We start from the raw sequence: 13,042 nt of genomic DNA, 5'->3' as shown, positions 1-13,042 counted from the left end.
CCCACTATTGGGTGGGTAATAGAAGCTTCAAGTAAGCTGAAGTTAAGATGATCAATAAGGTGCACGCAATAGTTGCACCTTATGTCGATGATATTTAACCTCAGTTTTGCTTAGGGCAACGACAAGCGGATAGAATATATTTTTCTTATCCAGAACTCGGGTTATTTAGTTTAAGCTGATCAGTGCTGAAATGACACCTATCACCCCGCCGAAGACACCGCCCCATACGACTAACCAGCCCAAATGTTCACGGATCATCTTCTGAATAATCTCTTTGACTAATCGCGGCGTGAGCTCGCTCAAACGTTGGTCAATAATGCTGTCGACATTGGCGCGAATATCATTGAGCATGTCGGGCTGTTCAAGTTGGGATTTTAAGTTTTGCTTAAACTCGTCTTGTTGGCTAATGTCCAACATTGACTGTTTCATCTTTTCAATAAATGGTTGTTTAAGTGGCTCTAGTGCTTCTTGGCCGCCCATCATGGCTAACATCGCACCAAATTGTGAGTTCAAAATCACTTCAACTAAGCCATTAAAACTCGGCTCTAAGTCGATTTCATCAATCACGGGCTTTAAGTCTATTGAGGCCGCACTGTTCATTTCTTGGCTGAGAAATCGGTCGATATTTTCTGTGGTAAAAAACTGCTCCATCATTAGGCTTTTAATGCCTAATTTAAAATCTTCAAAGCGCGCGGGGATCACGCCTGAGCCATATAAGCCTGGTACTTTCTCAAAGAGCATGTGAATGGCAAGCCAGTTGGTAATGGCGCCAGAGAAAGCAAATAAGCCAGCAAATAATAGTACGGGTTGGTCTAGCCAATAGCCTGCAGCAAGGGCTACTAAAGCTAATAGGTTGGTCACTAAACTCTTGTTCATTGCTAAATGCCTCCAAAAAACGCGATTCTAGCAACCGCTTAGAATTTCTGAAAGTGGCTTATGGTGTTTATGGACATATAGGTGATATGAAGGGAACGGATATGGCGGCAAGTGTTGCTAATTTTGTGGCCCCTATGAGTGATAGAGAGCATGCTGCGGTAAAAGTGGGCTAACTCTACGCTAGCCCCACCGATTTGATATAGAAAACATCGGTTTAAATTTAAACGTATTTATTTTTCAAAGTAGTAGGTATTGGATACTAGTTCGTGGCTAGGTAAGGCGCTAGTCATTACTAGTTTTAAGCAGCCATCGGGTTTGATCTCTAAGGTTTTACTAAAAAATACGTCTGAGTCTTTTAGGATAATTGCCTCTAATAAATGAGGTTTTTTTAGCTCCAAACAATCCTCGTCACCTGACCCTTTACCAGTATAAGGGCGGAATTTACCATCGGGTATCTGTTCATAATGGTGCTTTTTTTCTACGTCACGTTCATTTTTGCTAAAAAATGAAATAACCAAGGTATCGTCTTCTTCACTTATTAAACAGTGCCCACTAACTGGGGGGCTGCCAAACTCAATGTCGGCTCGTTCGGGTAGTAACTGCCAGTCACCCAAAAATTGTTCAATCATGTTTTAAATCCCGGTAAAAAATGAAAATAGGCAAAAATATATGGCCTAGATCTTATCCAAATGTGCTGATCTAGGGGTCTCGTTATCTGTAAGCAAAATTAGTACATTTCCGTTCTTTTTAGCAATAAATATTTACGTCGATAAAGCGGTTTTTCATCGTAATTCTGCTCTTTGTATCTCGTGGAAATATATTTTTGAGGTTATCGCTCGAAATCACATCACTGGTTAAGTTTTGTGGCAATTATTTTTGACTAATGCCGACTCACTAGGACTTTGTGAGCTTTGCTGTCCTTTTGTTGTTCGGTTCAGGGTATATTGTCGAGTCTGACATTGGGTTGGCTAGGTTGCTTGGCTCGGTATGCAGTGGGTAAAGGGTTTACCCAGTTATCATGTTTTTATTGCAGCAAAGGATTGCAGCTATGAAATTGTTTTTTACCAGCTTAGTTTGGCTGTGTTTATGTGGATCATATTCGGCTTTCGCTGAGCCGATCCGAGCCGGTTATTTTCCATTTTGGGCTACTTATAGCCAGTCTTATCACGTTGCTGATATTCCTGTCGAACGCTTAACTCATGTGATTTATGCATACGCCAATATCACTGAGCAAGGTGAGGTAGCATTAGGGGATAAATACGCTGATGTTGATCGTATATATGAAAACGATTCCCCGTTAGGTGGCAAGCGCGGCAGTTATAACCAGTTGCGGCAAATGCAACAAGCTTATCCTCATATCAAAACCTTCATCGCCATTGGTGGGTGGAGTTATTCCAAGTATTTTGCCAATGCTGCGCGTGATCCTGACACCTTTGCTCGCAGTGCTGCAAATTTTGTGCGCGAACATGGCTTTAATGGCATTGAGCTAGACTGGCGCACGCCGGTGATGGCGTATCGTGGTCAGCCAGCCTATTGGGAGCAGCGCGAACAATACTTTACGTTAATTAAGGCCACGCGTGCTGCGCTACAGCGGTTAACAAGAGAAACGGGTCAAGAATATGGCTTGAGTGTGACCTTGAGTGCCGATGATCAAATGATGGAGCATTGGCCGCTGCCGGAAATGCAACAGTATGTCGACTTTATTAGCTTATTAAGTATTGATTTTCATGGCAGCTGGAATGACAAAACCGGTCATTATGTGCCATTAAATGCGCCAGCTGGAGAGGTAAGTGTAGCCGCTGCGATTACTCGTTTTAATGCATTAGGTGGGCAAAGTGACAAATTAGTTCTAATGCTTGCAAGTCAAGGTACTAGTTGGCAAGGAGTGGCTATACCGGGAGTCGGTCAGTCAACCAAAGGCGTACCATTAGGTACTTGGGATAATGAACAGACTGGTGCTAGTGGTGTCTTTGCGCAGCAAGATATTCAGCGTTTTGCTAAAGATCCTTCATGGCAGCAAGGTTTTGATGAACAAGCAAAGACGGCTTGGTTGTATCACCCAGAACAACAGATTTGGCTATCTTATGATAGCCCGAAAGGAATTGATGCCAAGTTGAATTTTGCTCAGCAACAAAGGCTGGCAGGCACTGCGTTATGGACCTTGTCCGGTGATGCCTCTGGTTCGGATAGCGTGTTGCGGCAGATCCATCAGTTTGATGCACCTTGGCAAAGCCTTTGGATTGACAGCCGACAATGGCTAATAGCTGGCTTCATTGCTCTGGCCATATTGCTTTCTCTACTAATGGCTTATCGTAAATTTAAGCCAGCTAAACAAGAAGTACCGATTAGCTTGCCTGATTTAGTGTCTTTACTCGAACAGGGAGCGTACAGCTATCAAGATGTCCCTGAGCCTATGCAACAAATGGTGCAAAAGCTGCAGTCGTGGCAGCAACAAGCGTTAGCTATTGCGCCTAGTGCTGAGCCTGCTCGAGATATTTTACCTGTGTGGCAGCAGAGCCGCAGTGTTGAGGCTTTGCATCAAGAGTTGGTCAGTTGGTTTTCCCGTCAACCGGGGGTGAAGTCGGCCAGTGTATATCAGGGCGAACGGCAACTTGCGGCCAGCGATGATCCGCAGCATGGTGAAGATAGCCAGTCTATTCAGTTGCTACTCGATGATTTGGACGCCTGTGTGCTGCAGCTGCAAGTGAGTCCTGAACACAATCACGAAGGGCATTATCGCCAATTAACAGATCAATTAGGTCAATGTCGACAGTATTTAATGCAGCTATGTCGCCAGCCACAATTGTTAGGTGAGTTACACGCAATTGCGCAAAGCAAAGACAAATTAAGGTATATCAAGGCCGAGCGTGGCTACAGTGGTTTGTATTTGGATGGCCAAGCCGAGCCGAGTTATATTTTATTAAGATTGACAGGTATTAAATTATATTTTGACAATCAAACTCTGCTACAAGTACATCGTTCTTGGCTGGTTAATCCTAATCGAGTTGTCTGCTTAGAAAAACTGCAAAAAGGTAAGTGGCAATTACGTTTAGACTGCGGTGAGGTGGTGCCCGTTTCTAAAAGCTATTTGCAATGGATCCAAGAGCTATTTCCTCATTGGTGGAATAAAAGTGCGTAATTTGGTGATGTTTACAGACTCACTTGATTGATATTAAGTTGTTGTTATTATTGTTTAAATTTTGTTTTTTGAGTGTTTTTGGTGAATGTTTTAATTATATTTGGCAGATAAAGCTGCTCTAGTAAATAGTACGCAGGGATGTTTTAAACCGATAACCTAGCAACTGCGTATTTGGTGTAATAAAAGCTATGTTCGATTGCATGTAAGCGTTTGATTGTTAACTTTTTTGTTGTTTCTTCTTGGTCATTGGTGAAGCTCGGAAGGTGAAGGCCTAGTTTGGTGGGATTTTTACGGCATGATGAAAGGGCTTTAACGCCATTCACACGGAGGAACTATGGCTAAATTAACTTATCTTGCAGGACTAATGACGATTTTATGTGGCACAGCAGTGGCTGCGCCAAGCCCAGCACAACTCGATGTATTACCTACTAAAACCAGCGTGTATGAGACACATACCGTGAGTTGGAATATGTGGTGGGGTGAAAATTCCCAGCAATGGCGCTTGCTTAACAATGGCGAGGAAATTTGTTCGGGCGAGCTGGTTGTACAAGGCAACAGCAAGCAGTCTGCGTCATGCCAAACGCAATTTTTACCGGGTGAAAACCTACTAAAAGTGTCCCTATGCAATGTTAATGGCTGCAGCGACAGCGCAACTCATCAAGTGATTGCTGAAGAGCCCGAGCTGCTTGCTTGGCAAGCGGAAACCCCTTATCCGGCAGGTAGCTTTATTTTAGTTGGTAAAAAGATTTACCAAGCACAGTGGTGGACTAAAAATGAGCAACCACCAGCGAAAGTGTGGGCGTTTGTAACAGAGCAAGGGGCTGCCCTGTCAGCGCAAGTGGCCACTTGGAAAGACAATGCTCAAGCTGCTTATACCATTCAACACGATGATCTTTGTGGCTATATTACGGATGGCATTATTCATAACGGTGTTCCTGAGCTAGAAGCGCGTGGCTTGCAGGGCTCTGTAGGTGTCATCGCGGGAAATTGCGCCGACTATCATTGGCAAGCGGTAGAGAAGTTTGCCGCAGCCGGCCATGAAATATTTAACCATTCTTGGATGCATGTGAGCCCTGTAGGTGACACTTGGTCTGATGAAGTTGAGATCAGCCAAGCTCAGAAAAAAATTGAGCAATACGCACCCGCTGCTGTCGAGTTTTATGCTTTCCCTGAAGATCAAGCGACGCCAGCTTCTATTGCCGCGTTAAAAGCGGAGCCAAACTTAATCGGTATGCGTTCGGTAAACTATTGGCAAGCTCGTGGCGTGAATGATGCGAACACCTTTGACCCATACTTTATTAAAAACGATCTCTTCACTAATTCTGGCATTTGGTCGGTGTATGAGGGCAGTGATGACATTTTACGTGCTTATGTAGATGACGCGATTGCCAAAGGGGGTTGGGCACTGCGCACGTTTCACGGCGTAGAAGATACGTCATGGGAAATGGTGCCGCTAGCCCGTTATCAAGGTCACTTAGATTACGTTAAATCTTTGGTGGATGACGGTAAGCTTTGGGTAGCTGGCGCCAGTGATATTATTCGTTATGGTATGTCGCGCCGCAGCTGTACCACTCAAGCAGACACTCAGTATAATGGTAACCTAGTGGTTAGTTTTGATTTGTCTGATGCACAATGTCAAAAGTATCTTGCTGATGAGACTGAGCTGACTTTAGTGATTAATACTGACCAAGATGTGCTTGGGGTGTCCGCTAGCTACCTTGTTGCGCCAGCAGACGAAGCGCAGCCTAGCGTGACAGCTGTGTCTGCAACTCAATACTTGGTCAATGTTAAACCGCATCTTGGACAAGTGATTTTAGTGGCAAAGTAGCTTGCAGATCAGGGTTAAGAGCTGAACAACATTTGCTAAGATTGTCTCAGCGATTGATGGTTGGGATTGTTGGGCAAGAAAGTAGCATTTAGACTTTGAATAGAATTCAGCCACTACAATGACACTTAATCAAGTAGGCTGTCGGCGTTAGCGACAGCCTATTTTGTGTATTAACGGTTTAGCTTAAAGTGGCTGCCTTAGGTAAGCAATTATGGTTAATTTATCTTATACTCTACGCCGTTGATATATGGCTTGATGAGATAAGGATTGTTTGCCAATGAAGCTCATTTTTTCGCTACTTGCGGGATGCTTATTTACTGCTTCAATCGGGTTTGCTCAAAGCAATTCATCGTCTGAATACTGGCCGCTTGATGAATTTTATCAGGCTTTCCCTCAGCAAGTAGAGCTTTCCCGTAACTTTGAGCAATTAGTGCAGGGAGAGAGCCAGCCGTTGACGGTAGAGCAAGATAAAGAAATTCGTATTTTTGTGGTTTACCCTGGGCACCAAGTATCCGACTATTGGCGCCGCAGCATTGCTTCTTTTACCGCGCGCTTAGATGAGCTAAATATTCACTATCAAATTTATAACCATTACACTCGGCCAACGGTTGCAGTTGAGCAGCAACAGCGCTTGATTGAAAAAGCCGAGCGCTATCAACCAGATTATTTGATTTTCACTCTGGACGTATCAGAACATGCTAACTTGATTGCTCATGTTCTTGAGCAAAAGAAAATGAAACTCATTTTGCAAAATATAACGACCCCCTATAAGGCGTGGCAAGCCAACCCCCCTTTTATGTACGTGGGGTTTGACCATGTTGAAGGCACTAAACTGTTGCATGGCTACTTTACTCAACATTACCCCAAGGCAAAGTATGGCTTGGTTTATCGTAGCCCTGGTTATGTGAGTGAAATGCGTGGTGATAGTTTTATTCGCATGCAAGAAGCCGCTGGTGCGCAATTGGTTGATTCTCATTATTCGGATGCATCCAAACACGGCGCGGCTGTGGCGACTCGAGACATGCTTAAGAAGCATCCGCAAGTTGATTTTGTTTATGCTTGCTCAACAGATATTGCGTTTGGAATTACCGCAGCATTAGCGAGAGACTCGCAATTTGAAGGCCATAAAATTGCCGTTAATGGTTGGGGGGGAGGTGACAAAGAGTTAGATGCTATTTTGTCTGGTGAGCTAGATGTGACCGTGATGCGCATGAATGATGATAATGGGGTGGCAATGGCAGAAGCCATCAAGTTAGATCTTCAAGGTCGAGCAAAACTTATCCCGCAAGTCTTTTCTGGTGATTTTAAGCTTGTTGACAAGCGTATTCATCCCGCTAAGTTAGAAGAGTATAAGAAAAGAGCGTTTCGCTATTCATCAGCTAGCCAATGACCCTAGCAAGCGTCATCTTTTCACTGTATTTTCATTAAACTTTGGTTTCATCAAATACATAATAAGTAAATAGTTATAGACTAGTCGCTGACTTTATCTGTTATCAAGGAGGATAACCCGTGAGTGAAGTGTTAAAAGTAACCATTATTTCTGATGTGATCGCTGCGCTAGATGCAGGAGAATTAAAATTAACGGATGTTGAGTCGGTGGTCGCACATACTGAACATAGTTATGCAAGTGTCATAGATACTTTTGTTGATGATGTCGGCTTAAATTTTGAATTAGCCAAACAAGCCAATCGGTTATTAGCACGCTTTATTTCCAGTGCAGATTATCAATTAACGCCAGCCGAACGTTTGATCGACATGGGTATGATGTATTTGGACTTTGCCGAAAGCCATCCCGGCTTATTTAACTATATGTTTAGTTATGAAGATAAAGACAAATGGTTGGATCAAAACTTTGCGGAAATTGCACATGCAAACTTTGCTTTGTTACAGCAAACTATCAAAGAAGGCATTGAAAAAGGTGTGTTTGTCGCAAAATATGAACCTGTTTTATCCCTCTCTGCTTGGTCGATGATTCAAGGTTTGGCACACATTCAAGCAAACCGGCTGTCACCATTATCAGAGTCGCTATCGCAAGAAGCGAAGCGCCAAGTATTAGAGAATCTTTATTCAGGTTTATTAACCGACAGTTATAAGGCAGTTTATAAAGCTTAAATGAGTCATTGTATTGATTTATAAGCTTTTAAAGTTATCAGTCAAGCGTCTTCTATGGGCAAGCAACAGGCTCAAGCAAAACTGAGGTTATTTGTTAAACCTTAGTTTTGCTTATCCAAAATTCGGCTTACTTAAACTAACCCGAGTTCTGGATAAGCAAAATAGTCTATTTCCCCTGCAAAAACACGGTGAATATGTCCCTACAGGCTTTGCGTTTTCATCTCTGAAAACGAAATTTTTCAGTAAAAATATACTGTATCCATTCGTAATAGGCTTAAGCAAAACTGAGGTTAACTAGTAGCAGTGTTAATGCCATTGGGCTAGCCAAGCTTGGTGCTGCTGTAGTGAGCCAATATGCCGCTCAACCCACTTTTCATCGTAGTAGCAGTCTAAATATCGCTCACCGGAATCACATATTAGCGTCACTATTGAGCCGCTTTCTTGTTGTGATTGCATTTGTTGCGCCAGTTTAAGCACACCAAAAAGGTTCGTGCCAGTGCTAGGGCCCACTTTACGATTCAATTTCTGTTGTAACCAAAGCATGCAAGCAACACTAGCAGCATCGGGCACGGTCATCATATTGTCTATTACACTGGGAATAAAGGATGGCTCAACCCTTGGTCGACCAATGCCTTCGATACGGCTGCTGAGGTGGTTAGTGAGATCTTTCCTACCCGTTTGATAATAAGAATGAAACACCGAATGTTCGGGATCCACCACAGTTAATTGGGTGGCAAGTTGCTGATAACGAATGTAACGGCCTATGGTTGCACTGGTCCCGCCAGTGCCCGCGCTCATTACAATATGGCTTGGTTGCGGGTGTGGCTCCAACTGCATTTGTTGAAAAATAGAATCGGCAATGTTGTTATTGCCGCGCCAATCTGTTGCGCGCTCGGCATAAGTAAACTGATCCATATAATGGCCATTAAGCTGATCAGCTAATTGTTGTGCTGTGCTATAGATTTTCTCTGTTGAATCGACCAAGTGCGCTTGACCACCGAAAAACTCAATTTCTTCTATTTTCTTTTTCGCGGTGCTTTTGGCCATTACGGCAATAAAAGGTAATCCGAGTAGGCGAGCAAAATACGCTTCTGAAATAGCCGTGCTACCACTTGAGGCTTCAATGATAGGGGTGTTTTGTTTGATCCAGCCGTTACACAGGCCATATAAAAATAACGATCGTGCTAATCGGTGTTTTAAGCTGCCCGTAGGATGCGTGCTTTCATCTTTAAGGTAGATATCTATTCCTGAGAATTGCGGCATATCGAGCTTGATTAAGTGAGTATCGGCTGAGCGTTGTATATCCGCTTCGATTATTTGTATAGCTTGTTGGAGCCAAGTCGATTGCTGCATGGGCTGTGTCCTAAATAGATAAGATCTCAATGATAGAGAATATTAGGGAGAAAAAATGTGCTAAAAATCTTATTAACACCTATTATTTAGAAAATTTTTCCGTAATTTATCCAAGGTAAGAAATTTATGCTAGATAGGGTCGATTTGAAGATATTAGCGTTGTTGCAACGAGATGTCAGTTTGTCGGTCAGTGATATCGCTGAGCAAGTTAACTTAACCACAACGCCTTGCTGGAAGCGAATTAAAAGACTGCAAGATGAAGGTGTTATTCGTCATAAAGTTGCGTTACTCGATCCTCTGCAACTTAACTTAGATTTGACTGCCATGGTACAAGTTAAAACGCAGCAACACAGCGTCGCTTGGTCGGAGGCATTTTTATTGCAAATAAAGGACTTGAATGAGGTAATGGAATGCTACCGGATGGCGGGTGAGTACGATTACATGCTCAAAGTGGTGGTAAAAGATATGCGTAGCTTCGATGCTTTCTACAAAAAACTCGTAAACCGAGTATCGGGGTTAACGGAGGTGACGTCTAGTTTTGCCATGGAGCAGCTCAAATATACTACCGAGCTGCCCCTTTCATCGGCTTTGATCAAGGAAGAACAGCCAATTCAGTCGTGAGTATTGGCTAATGCCTTTCCATCTTTGATGGCAATGCTATGACAAGCCATCAAGGATGAAGGGGTTATCGAGCAATATTCTAACCAGGTGATTATTTTGAATCATTACTGGGATTGGCTTTGGCGATATTTTTATAGCGTTCAACTAATTGTGAAAAATCAGCTGTAGGTGGGGGCAACTGGATTGGCGCCATGGTTTGCCATAGGTTGCTGTTTGATTCACTTTGCGCAATGGCAAAGCTGAATGGGTAATACCCGCCCATACCAAGGCGCAGGTCTGTCACTTGCAATTGGTCATTGAGTGGTGAAAACATGAGCAAACCTTGGCTAAACCATTCTAGCCGCTCCAGCTCGGCAGATTGATATTGGTTCAAATATTGACGACCTGTGCGGTAGTGTTGCCAATGTATTGGGTGTGAGTTAAACACATAGGTAAAGCCTTCGGCGTAACTGTCTTGTTGATAACGCAAAACGCGCCAAGCCAAAATATTAAAGGGGGTTGGTGCTACAAAAATTTGCTGGCCCGCGGCTTCATCAGCACTAAGCTGTTGCTGTACCTGCCATTTAGAAAATTGTCCTGCAGCCAGATACAAGCAGCTAAAAGTTAATGCGTAAATGTTAATTTTTTGCCAGCGTGGAGGACGTTTACTTATGGCTAGGCCAATAATGGCGACGAGTAACGGCAAGGTGTAAAGCGGGTCGATAATAAACACGCTGGACCAAGAAACTGGCGGAGAGGTGAGTGGCCACCAAATTTGCGTGCCATAGGTGGTAAACGAGTCGAGTAGTGGGTGGGTGATTAACACAAGCCAAATAACCAAAAAACCCGCCCATGGGTGTTCTTTTACACTTTGCCAATATTGCCTAGCCAGTAAAAAAAATACGCCTGATAGAGCTGTTAGGACAAATAAGGAATGACTAAAACCGCGATGGCTAGTGTAATTGGCAATATCATCGCCATAGTTAACCAGCACGTCCATATCGGGCAGCGTACCCAATAGTGCGCCCGTTAGTAATACTTTTTTGCCAAAGGGTTTAAACCCTATTGCAGCGGCAACTGATGCGCCGAGCGCAATTTGCGTGACTGAATCCATAATAGTAATTTTCCTTTTGCGGTAAGATGCCACAGCGGTTGACTTAAAACATTACTTTACTGTGTGAGTTATGACAATAAAACGATTAGAAACCGATTTATATCTACCCATTAAAAACATGTTAGAGCAGCAAGGCTTTATTGTGAAAGGTGAGATAAAGCAGTGTGATGTTATGGCTGTGCGTGATGAACAGGTGCTGGTGGTTGAGCTTAAAACCACCCTAAACTTGACCTTAGTGCTGCAGGCCGTAGAGCGTTTAGCATTAACTGATTACGTTTATATTGCGGTGCCCGCGGATTGCGCCCCCATTAAAAAACAGCAAAAAAGCATTGTTAAGCTATTACGGCGCTTAGGTCTTGGCTTAATTGTGGTGGCGTTTGTTGGCGAACAAACCTATGTTGAAACAGTGGTTTCACCGGGTGATTATCAGCCACGTAAAAACCATGGCAAAGTTAAGATGGCTTTAAATGAGTTTCATCAGCGTCAGGGCGATCCTGAGCAAGGGGGAGCTAATAATAGCAGTAAGAAAATGACCGTTTACCGACAGCGAATGATACGGCTGGCGCTTTATTTAGAAAGTCATGGTGCGACTAAGGCCGCGAATGTGGCGCAAGATATTAATGAGCCAAAGGCCGGAACTATGTTAGCGAATAACTTATATGGTTGGTTTGAGCGCGTCTCGAAAGGAATATATCAATTGTCTAAACAGGGACGAACTGAGATTGAACAATGGCGCTAGCTCATGCCTTTAGTTAATAAGATTTGTTTGGTCGGTTTAAGCGCGTCTGGAAAGGTATTTTTCAATTTAATGACGCGACCAAGCGACGGTAACTCATGTCTTTAGTCAATAAGCCAGCGTGATTAAGCTTATTCGCTAGTTCAATTGGTGCGACATCAAAAAATTGGTTCTGCGCAAACTTCAAGCCGCTTACTATCACTTCATCACCTTCACGGTGAGAAATATACAGCTCAAAACTGCGTAATGTTTGTAACTCTTGTTTTAATGCAGTTAGGCTTACTTCGTCGCTGATGCTAAAGCTACGAACTTGATGTTGATGGTAAAGCATGACTTGTTTATAGCCATGGATTTCACTCATTCTGGCTAATGCTTGCGATAATGACATTTGCATTGTTCCTTGCCCCCTAATTAAACACTAATATTTAATACATTCGCATTACAGTTTAGTTAAACACTGTCATTCTTTTTTTGGGGTTAAAAACTTTTATTTGTGAGCGCCAAGCGACTACTTTGTCGCACCTTAATTAGCAAGTGTCGAGCAACCCTCTCTGATGGCCTCTTGGTGTTTCCTGCGGCAGATATTTGAATAAGAAAGTGTTTCTATTGTTCAAAAAATATTAATTCAAAAGTATTAGGGTTTATGTTCACGCTTTAGTTTATTTTTGTTTACTCAAAAAAAGATAAAGTTGATAATTCAATGGCTTGATGCTTAACCTGAATTTACCCTAGGACAAACAATGAAAAAACTGATTGGACTCCTCATATTGATCGTGGTGGCGGTACTGGCATATCGCCAATTTCTAACGGCGGAGCCACTGCAAACTTATTATTTTAAAACCATCCCTGTTTCGATTGCGACTCGACCCGATGTAAATGTTGAATCAAAAGTCACTGAAGAAATGACCTTTGAGCTTGCCAGCTCTGGGGCGAAAGACAAGGTGGTTCTGACTGGGTTAGTGTTAGATACAGTGGTAGAAGACATGACACAGCAGTCTATTGAAGAGTTAGACCAAGAAGATTTCTATGAGTTGATCAGTAAAATGGATAAGCGACTAGCGAATGATTCGGTGAGTTTAATTGAACGTGGCTTCGTTGAGCAGGCTGGCCAACGAGGCTATCGAGTTGTATTTAATCTTAATAACAAAGGCAAAGAAATGATAATGGAGCAGCGTATGTTTGTTTATCAGGCTCATATGCTGTTATTAATGACGATGCATCAAGGTGGCTTGGGTGATGAAAAAACCGCTGAAGCTTTTTTTGATTCACTGGCATTTCTTTAAT

The 13,042-nt window shown here is 43.0% G+C and carries 12 protein-coding genes; 7 read left to right on the top strand and 5 right to left on the bottom strand.

Features of this window, described 5'->3' with window-relative positions; translation table 11 throughout:
- Positions 1 to 165: 165 nt before the first annotated feature.
- The gene (locus tag Q4519_RS10235) at positions 166 to 876 is read right to left on the bottom strand and encodes a DUF445 domain-containing protein (RefSeq protein ID WP_232802657.1); all 711 of its coding nucleotides are present in this window, start codon (positions 874 to 876) and stop codon (positions 166 to 168) included.
- A 230-nt stretch (positions 877 to 1,106) separates the two neighbouring features.
- Positions 1,107 to 1,505 (bottom strand): hypothetical protein, encoded by a 399-nt coding sequence (locus Q4519_RS10230; protein ID WP_232802656.1) that lies wholly within the window; start codon positions 1,503 to 1,505, stop codon positions 1,107 to 1,109.
- Positions 1,506 to 1,924: 419 nt separating this feature from the next.
- Here Q4519_RS10230 and Q4519_RS10225 point away from each other — a divergent pair, with 419 nt between their 5' ends.
- The 4 genes from Q4519_RS10225 to Q4519_RS10210 all read left to right on the top strand — a co-directional run bounded on the left by Q4519_RS10225 (position 1,925) and on the right by Q4519_RS10210 (position 7,955).
- The gene (locus Q4519_RS10225) at positions 1,925 to 4,015 is read left to right on the top strand and encodes a glycosyl hydrolase family 18 protein (RefSeq protein ID WP_303511952.1); all 2,091 of its coding nucleotides are present in this window, start codon (positions 1,925 to 1,927) and stop codon (positions 4,013 to 4,015) included.
- Positions 4,016 to 4,349: 334 nt separating this feature from the next.
- On the top strand, positions 4,350 to 5,843 hold the full coding sequence (locus Q4519_RS10220) for a chitinase N-terminal domain-containing protein (RefSeq protein ID WP_303511951.1): 1,494 nt from the start codon (positions 4,350 to 4,352) through the stop codon (positions 5,841 to 5,843).
- Positions 5,844 to 6,120: 277 nt separating this feature from the next.
- Complete coding sequence (locus Q4519_RS10215) at positions 6,121 to 7,233, top strand: substrate-binding domain-containing protein (protein ID WP_303511950.1); 1,113 nt, start codon at positions 6,121 to 6,123, stop codon at positions 7,231 to 7,233.
- A 119-nt stretch (positions 7,234 to 7,352) separates the two neighbouring features.
- Positions 7,353 to 7,955, top strand: coding sequence for a TetR-like C-terminal domain-containing protein (locus Q4519_RS10210; protein ID WP_303511948.1), 603 nt, complete (start codon positions 7,353 to 7,355; stop codon positions 7,953 to 7,955).
- 306 nt (positions 7,956 to 8,261) lie between these two features.
- Here Q4519_RS10210 and Q4519_RS10205 read toward each other — a convergent pair whose 3' ends face one another.
- On the bottom strand, positions 8,262 to 9,308 hold the full coding sequence (locus Q4519_RS10205) for a PLP-dependent cysteine synthase family protein (RefSeq protein WP_232802651.1): 1,047 nt from the start codon (positions 9,306 to 9,308) through the stop codon (positions 8,262 to 8,264).
- A gap of 126 nt (positions 9,309 to 9,434) precedes the next feature.
- Between Q4519_RS10205 and Q4519_RS10200 the strand changes: the two genes are divergently transcribed.
- Positions 9,435 to 9,929, top strand: coding sequence for an Lrp/AsnC family transcriptional regulator (locus Q4519_RS10200; RefSeq protein WP_232802650.1), 495 nt, complete (start codon positions 9,435 to 9,437; stop codon positions 9,927 to 9,929).
- Positions 9,930 to 10,020: 91 nt separating this feature from the next.
- Here the strand turns inward: Q4519_RS10200 and Q4519_RS10195 are convergent, their stop codons facing one another.
- A complete protein-coding gene (locus Q4519_RS10195; protein ID WP_303511943.1) occupies positions 10,021 to 11,022 on the bottom strand; it encodes a metal-dependent hydrolase in 1,002 nt (333 codons plus the stop codon).
- Positions 11,023 to 11,092: 70 nt separating this feature from the next.
- On the opposite strand from Q4519_RS10195, the gene Q4519_RS10190 reads away from it, so the two are divergent.
- A complete protein-coding gene (locus tag Q4519_RS10190; protein ID WP_303511941.1) occupies positions 11,093 to 11,761 on the top strand; it encodes a DUF2161 family putative PD-(D/E)XK-type phosphodiesterase in 669 nt (222 codons plus the stop codon).
- Positions 11,762 to 11,822: 61 nt separating this feature from the next.
- Here the strand turns inward: Q4519_RS10190 and Q4519_RS10185 are convergent, their stop codons facing one another.
- The gene (locus Q4519_RS10185) at positions 11,823 to 12,146 is read right to left on the bottom strand and encodes a hypothetical protein (RefSeq protein ID WP_232802647.1); all 324 of its coding nucleotides are present in this window, start codon (positions 12,144 to 12,146) and stop codon (positions 11,823 to 11,825) included.
- Between the two features lie 352 nt (positions 12,147 to 12,498).
- Between Q4519_RS10185 and Q4519_RS10180 the strand changes: the two genes are divergently transcribed.
- On the top strand, positions 12,499 to 13,041 hold the full coding sequence (locus Q4519_RS10180) for a hypothetical protein (protein WP_303511939.1): 543 nt from the start codon (positions 12,499 to 12,501) through the stop codon (positions 13,039 to 13,041).
- Position 13,042: the final 1 nt, after the last annotated feature.

Source organism: Motilimonas sp. 1_MG-2023, from assembly GCF_030547455.1.
Lineage (GTDB): Bacteria > Pseudomonadota > Gammaproteobacteria > Enterobacterales > CBDFNC01 > Motilimonas.
The sequence above is the reverse complement of the archived record's forward strand: the minus strand, read 5'-3'. Positions and strand labels throughout refer to the sequence as shown.

Bases quoted from the DNA above. Each gene is read 5' to 3' on its own strand.
- Q4519_RS10235 (WP_232802657.1), bottom strand. From the start codon at position 876: ATGAACAAGAGTTTAGTGACCAACCTATTAGCTTTAGTAGCCCTTGCT.
- Q4519_RS10230 (WP_232802656.1), bottom strand. From the start codon at position 1,505: ATGATTGAACAATTTTTGGGTGACTGGCAGTTACTACCCGAACGAGCC.
- Q4519_RS10225 (WP_303511952.1), top strand. From the start codon at position 1,925: ATGAAATTGTTTTTTACCAGCTTAGTTTGGCTGTGTTTATGTGGATCA.
- Q4519_RS10220 (WP_303511951.1), top strand. From the start codon at position 4,350: ATGGCTAAATTAACTTATCTTGCAGGACTAATGACGATTTTATGTGGC.
- Q4519_RS10215 (WP_303511950.1), top strand. From the start codon at position 6,121: ATGAAGCTCATTTTTTCGCTACTTGCGGGATGCTTATTTACTGCTTCA.
- Q4519_RS10205 (WP_232802651.1), bottom strand. From the start codon at position 9,308: ATGCAGCAATCGACTTGGCTCCAACAAGCTATACAAATAATCGAAGCG.
- Q4519_RS10200 (WP_232802650.1), top strand. From the start codon at position 9,435: ATGCTAGATAGGGTCGATTTGAAGATATTAGCGTTGTTGCAACGAGAT.
- Q4519_RS10195 (WP_303511943.1), bottom strand. From the start codon at position 11,022: ATGGATTCAGTCACGCAAATTGCGCTCGGCGCATCAGTTGCCGCTGCA.
- Q4519_RS10190 (WP_303511941.1), top strand. From the start codon at position 11,093: ATGACAATAAAACGATTAGAAACCGATTTATATCTACCCATTAAAAAC.
- Q4519_RS10185 (WP_232802647.1), bottom strand. From the start codon at position 12,146: ATGTCATTATCGCAAGCATTAGCCAGAATGAGTGAAATCCATGGCTAT.
- Q4519_RS10180 (WP_303511939.1), top strand. From the start codon at position 12,499: ATGAAAAAACTGATTGGACTCCTCATATTGATCGTGGTGGCGGTACTG.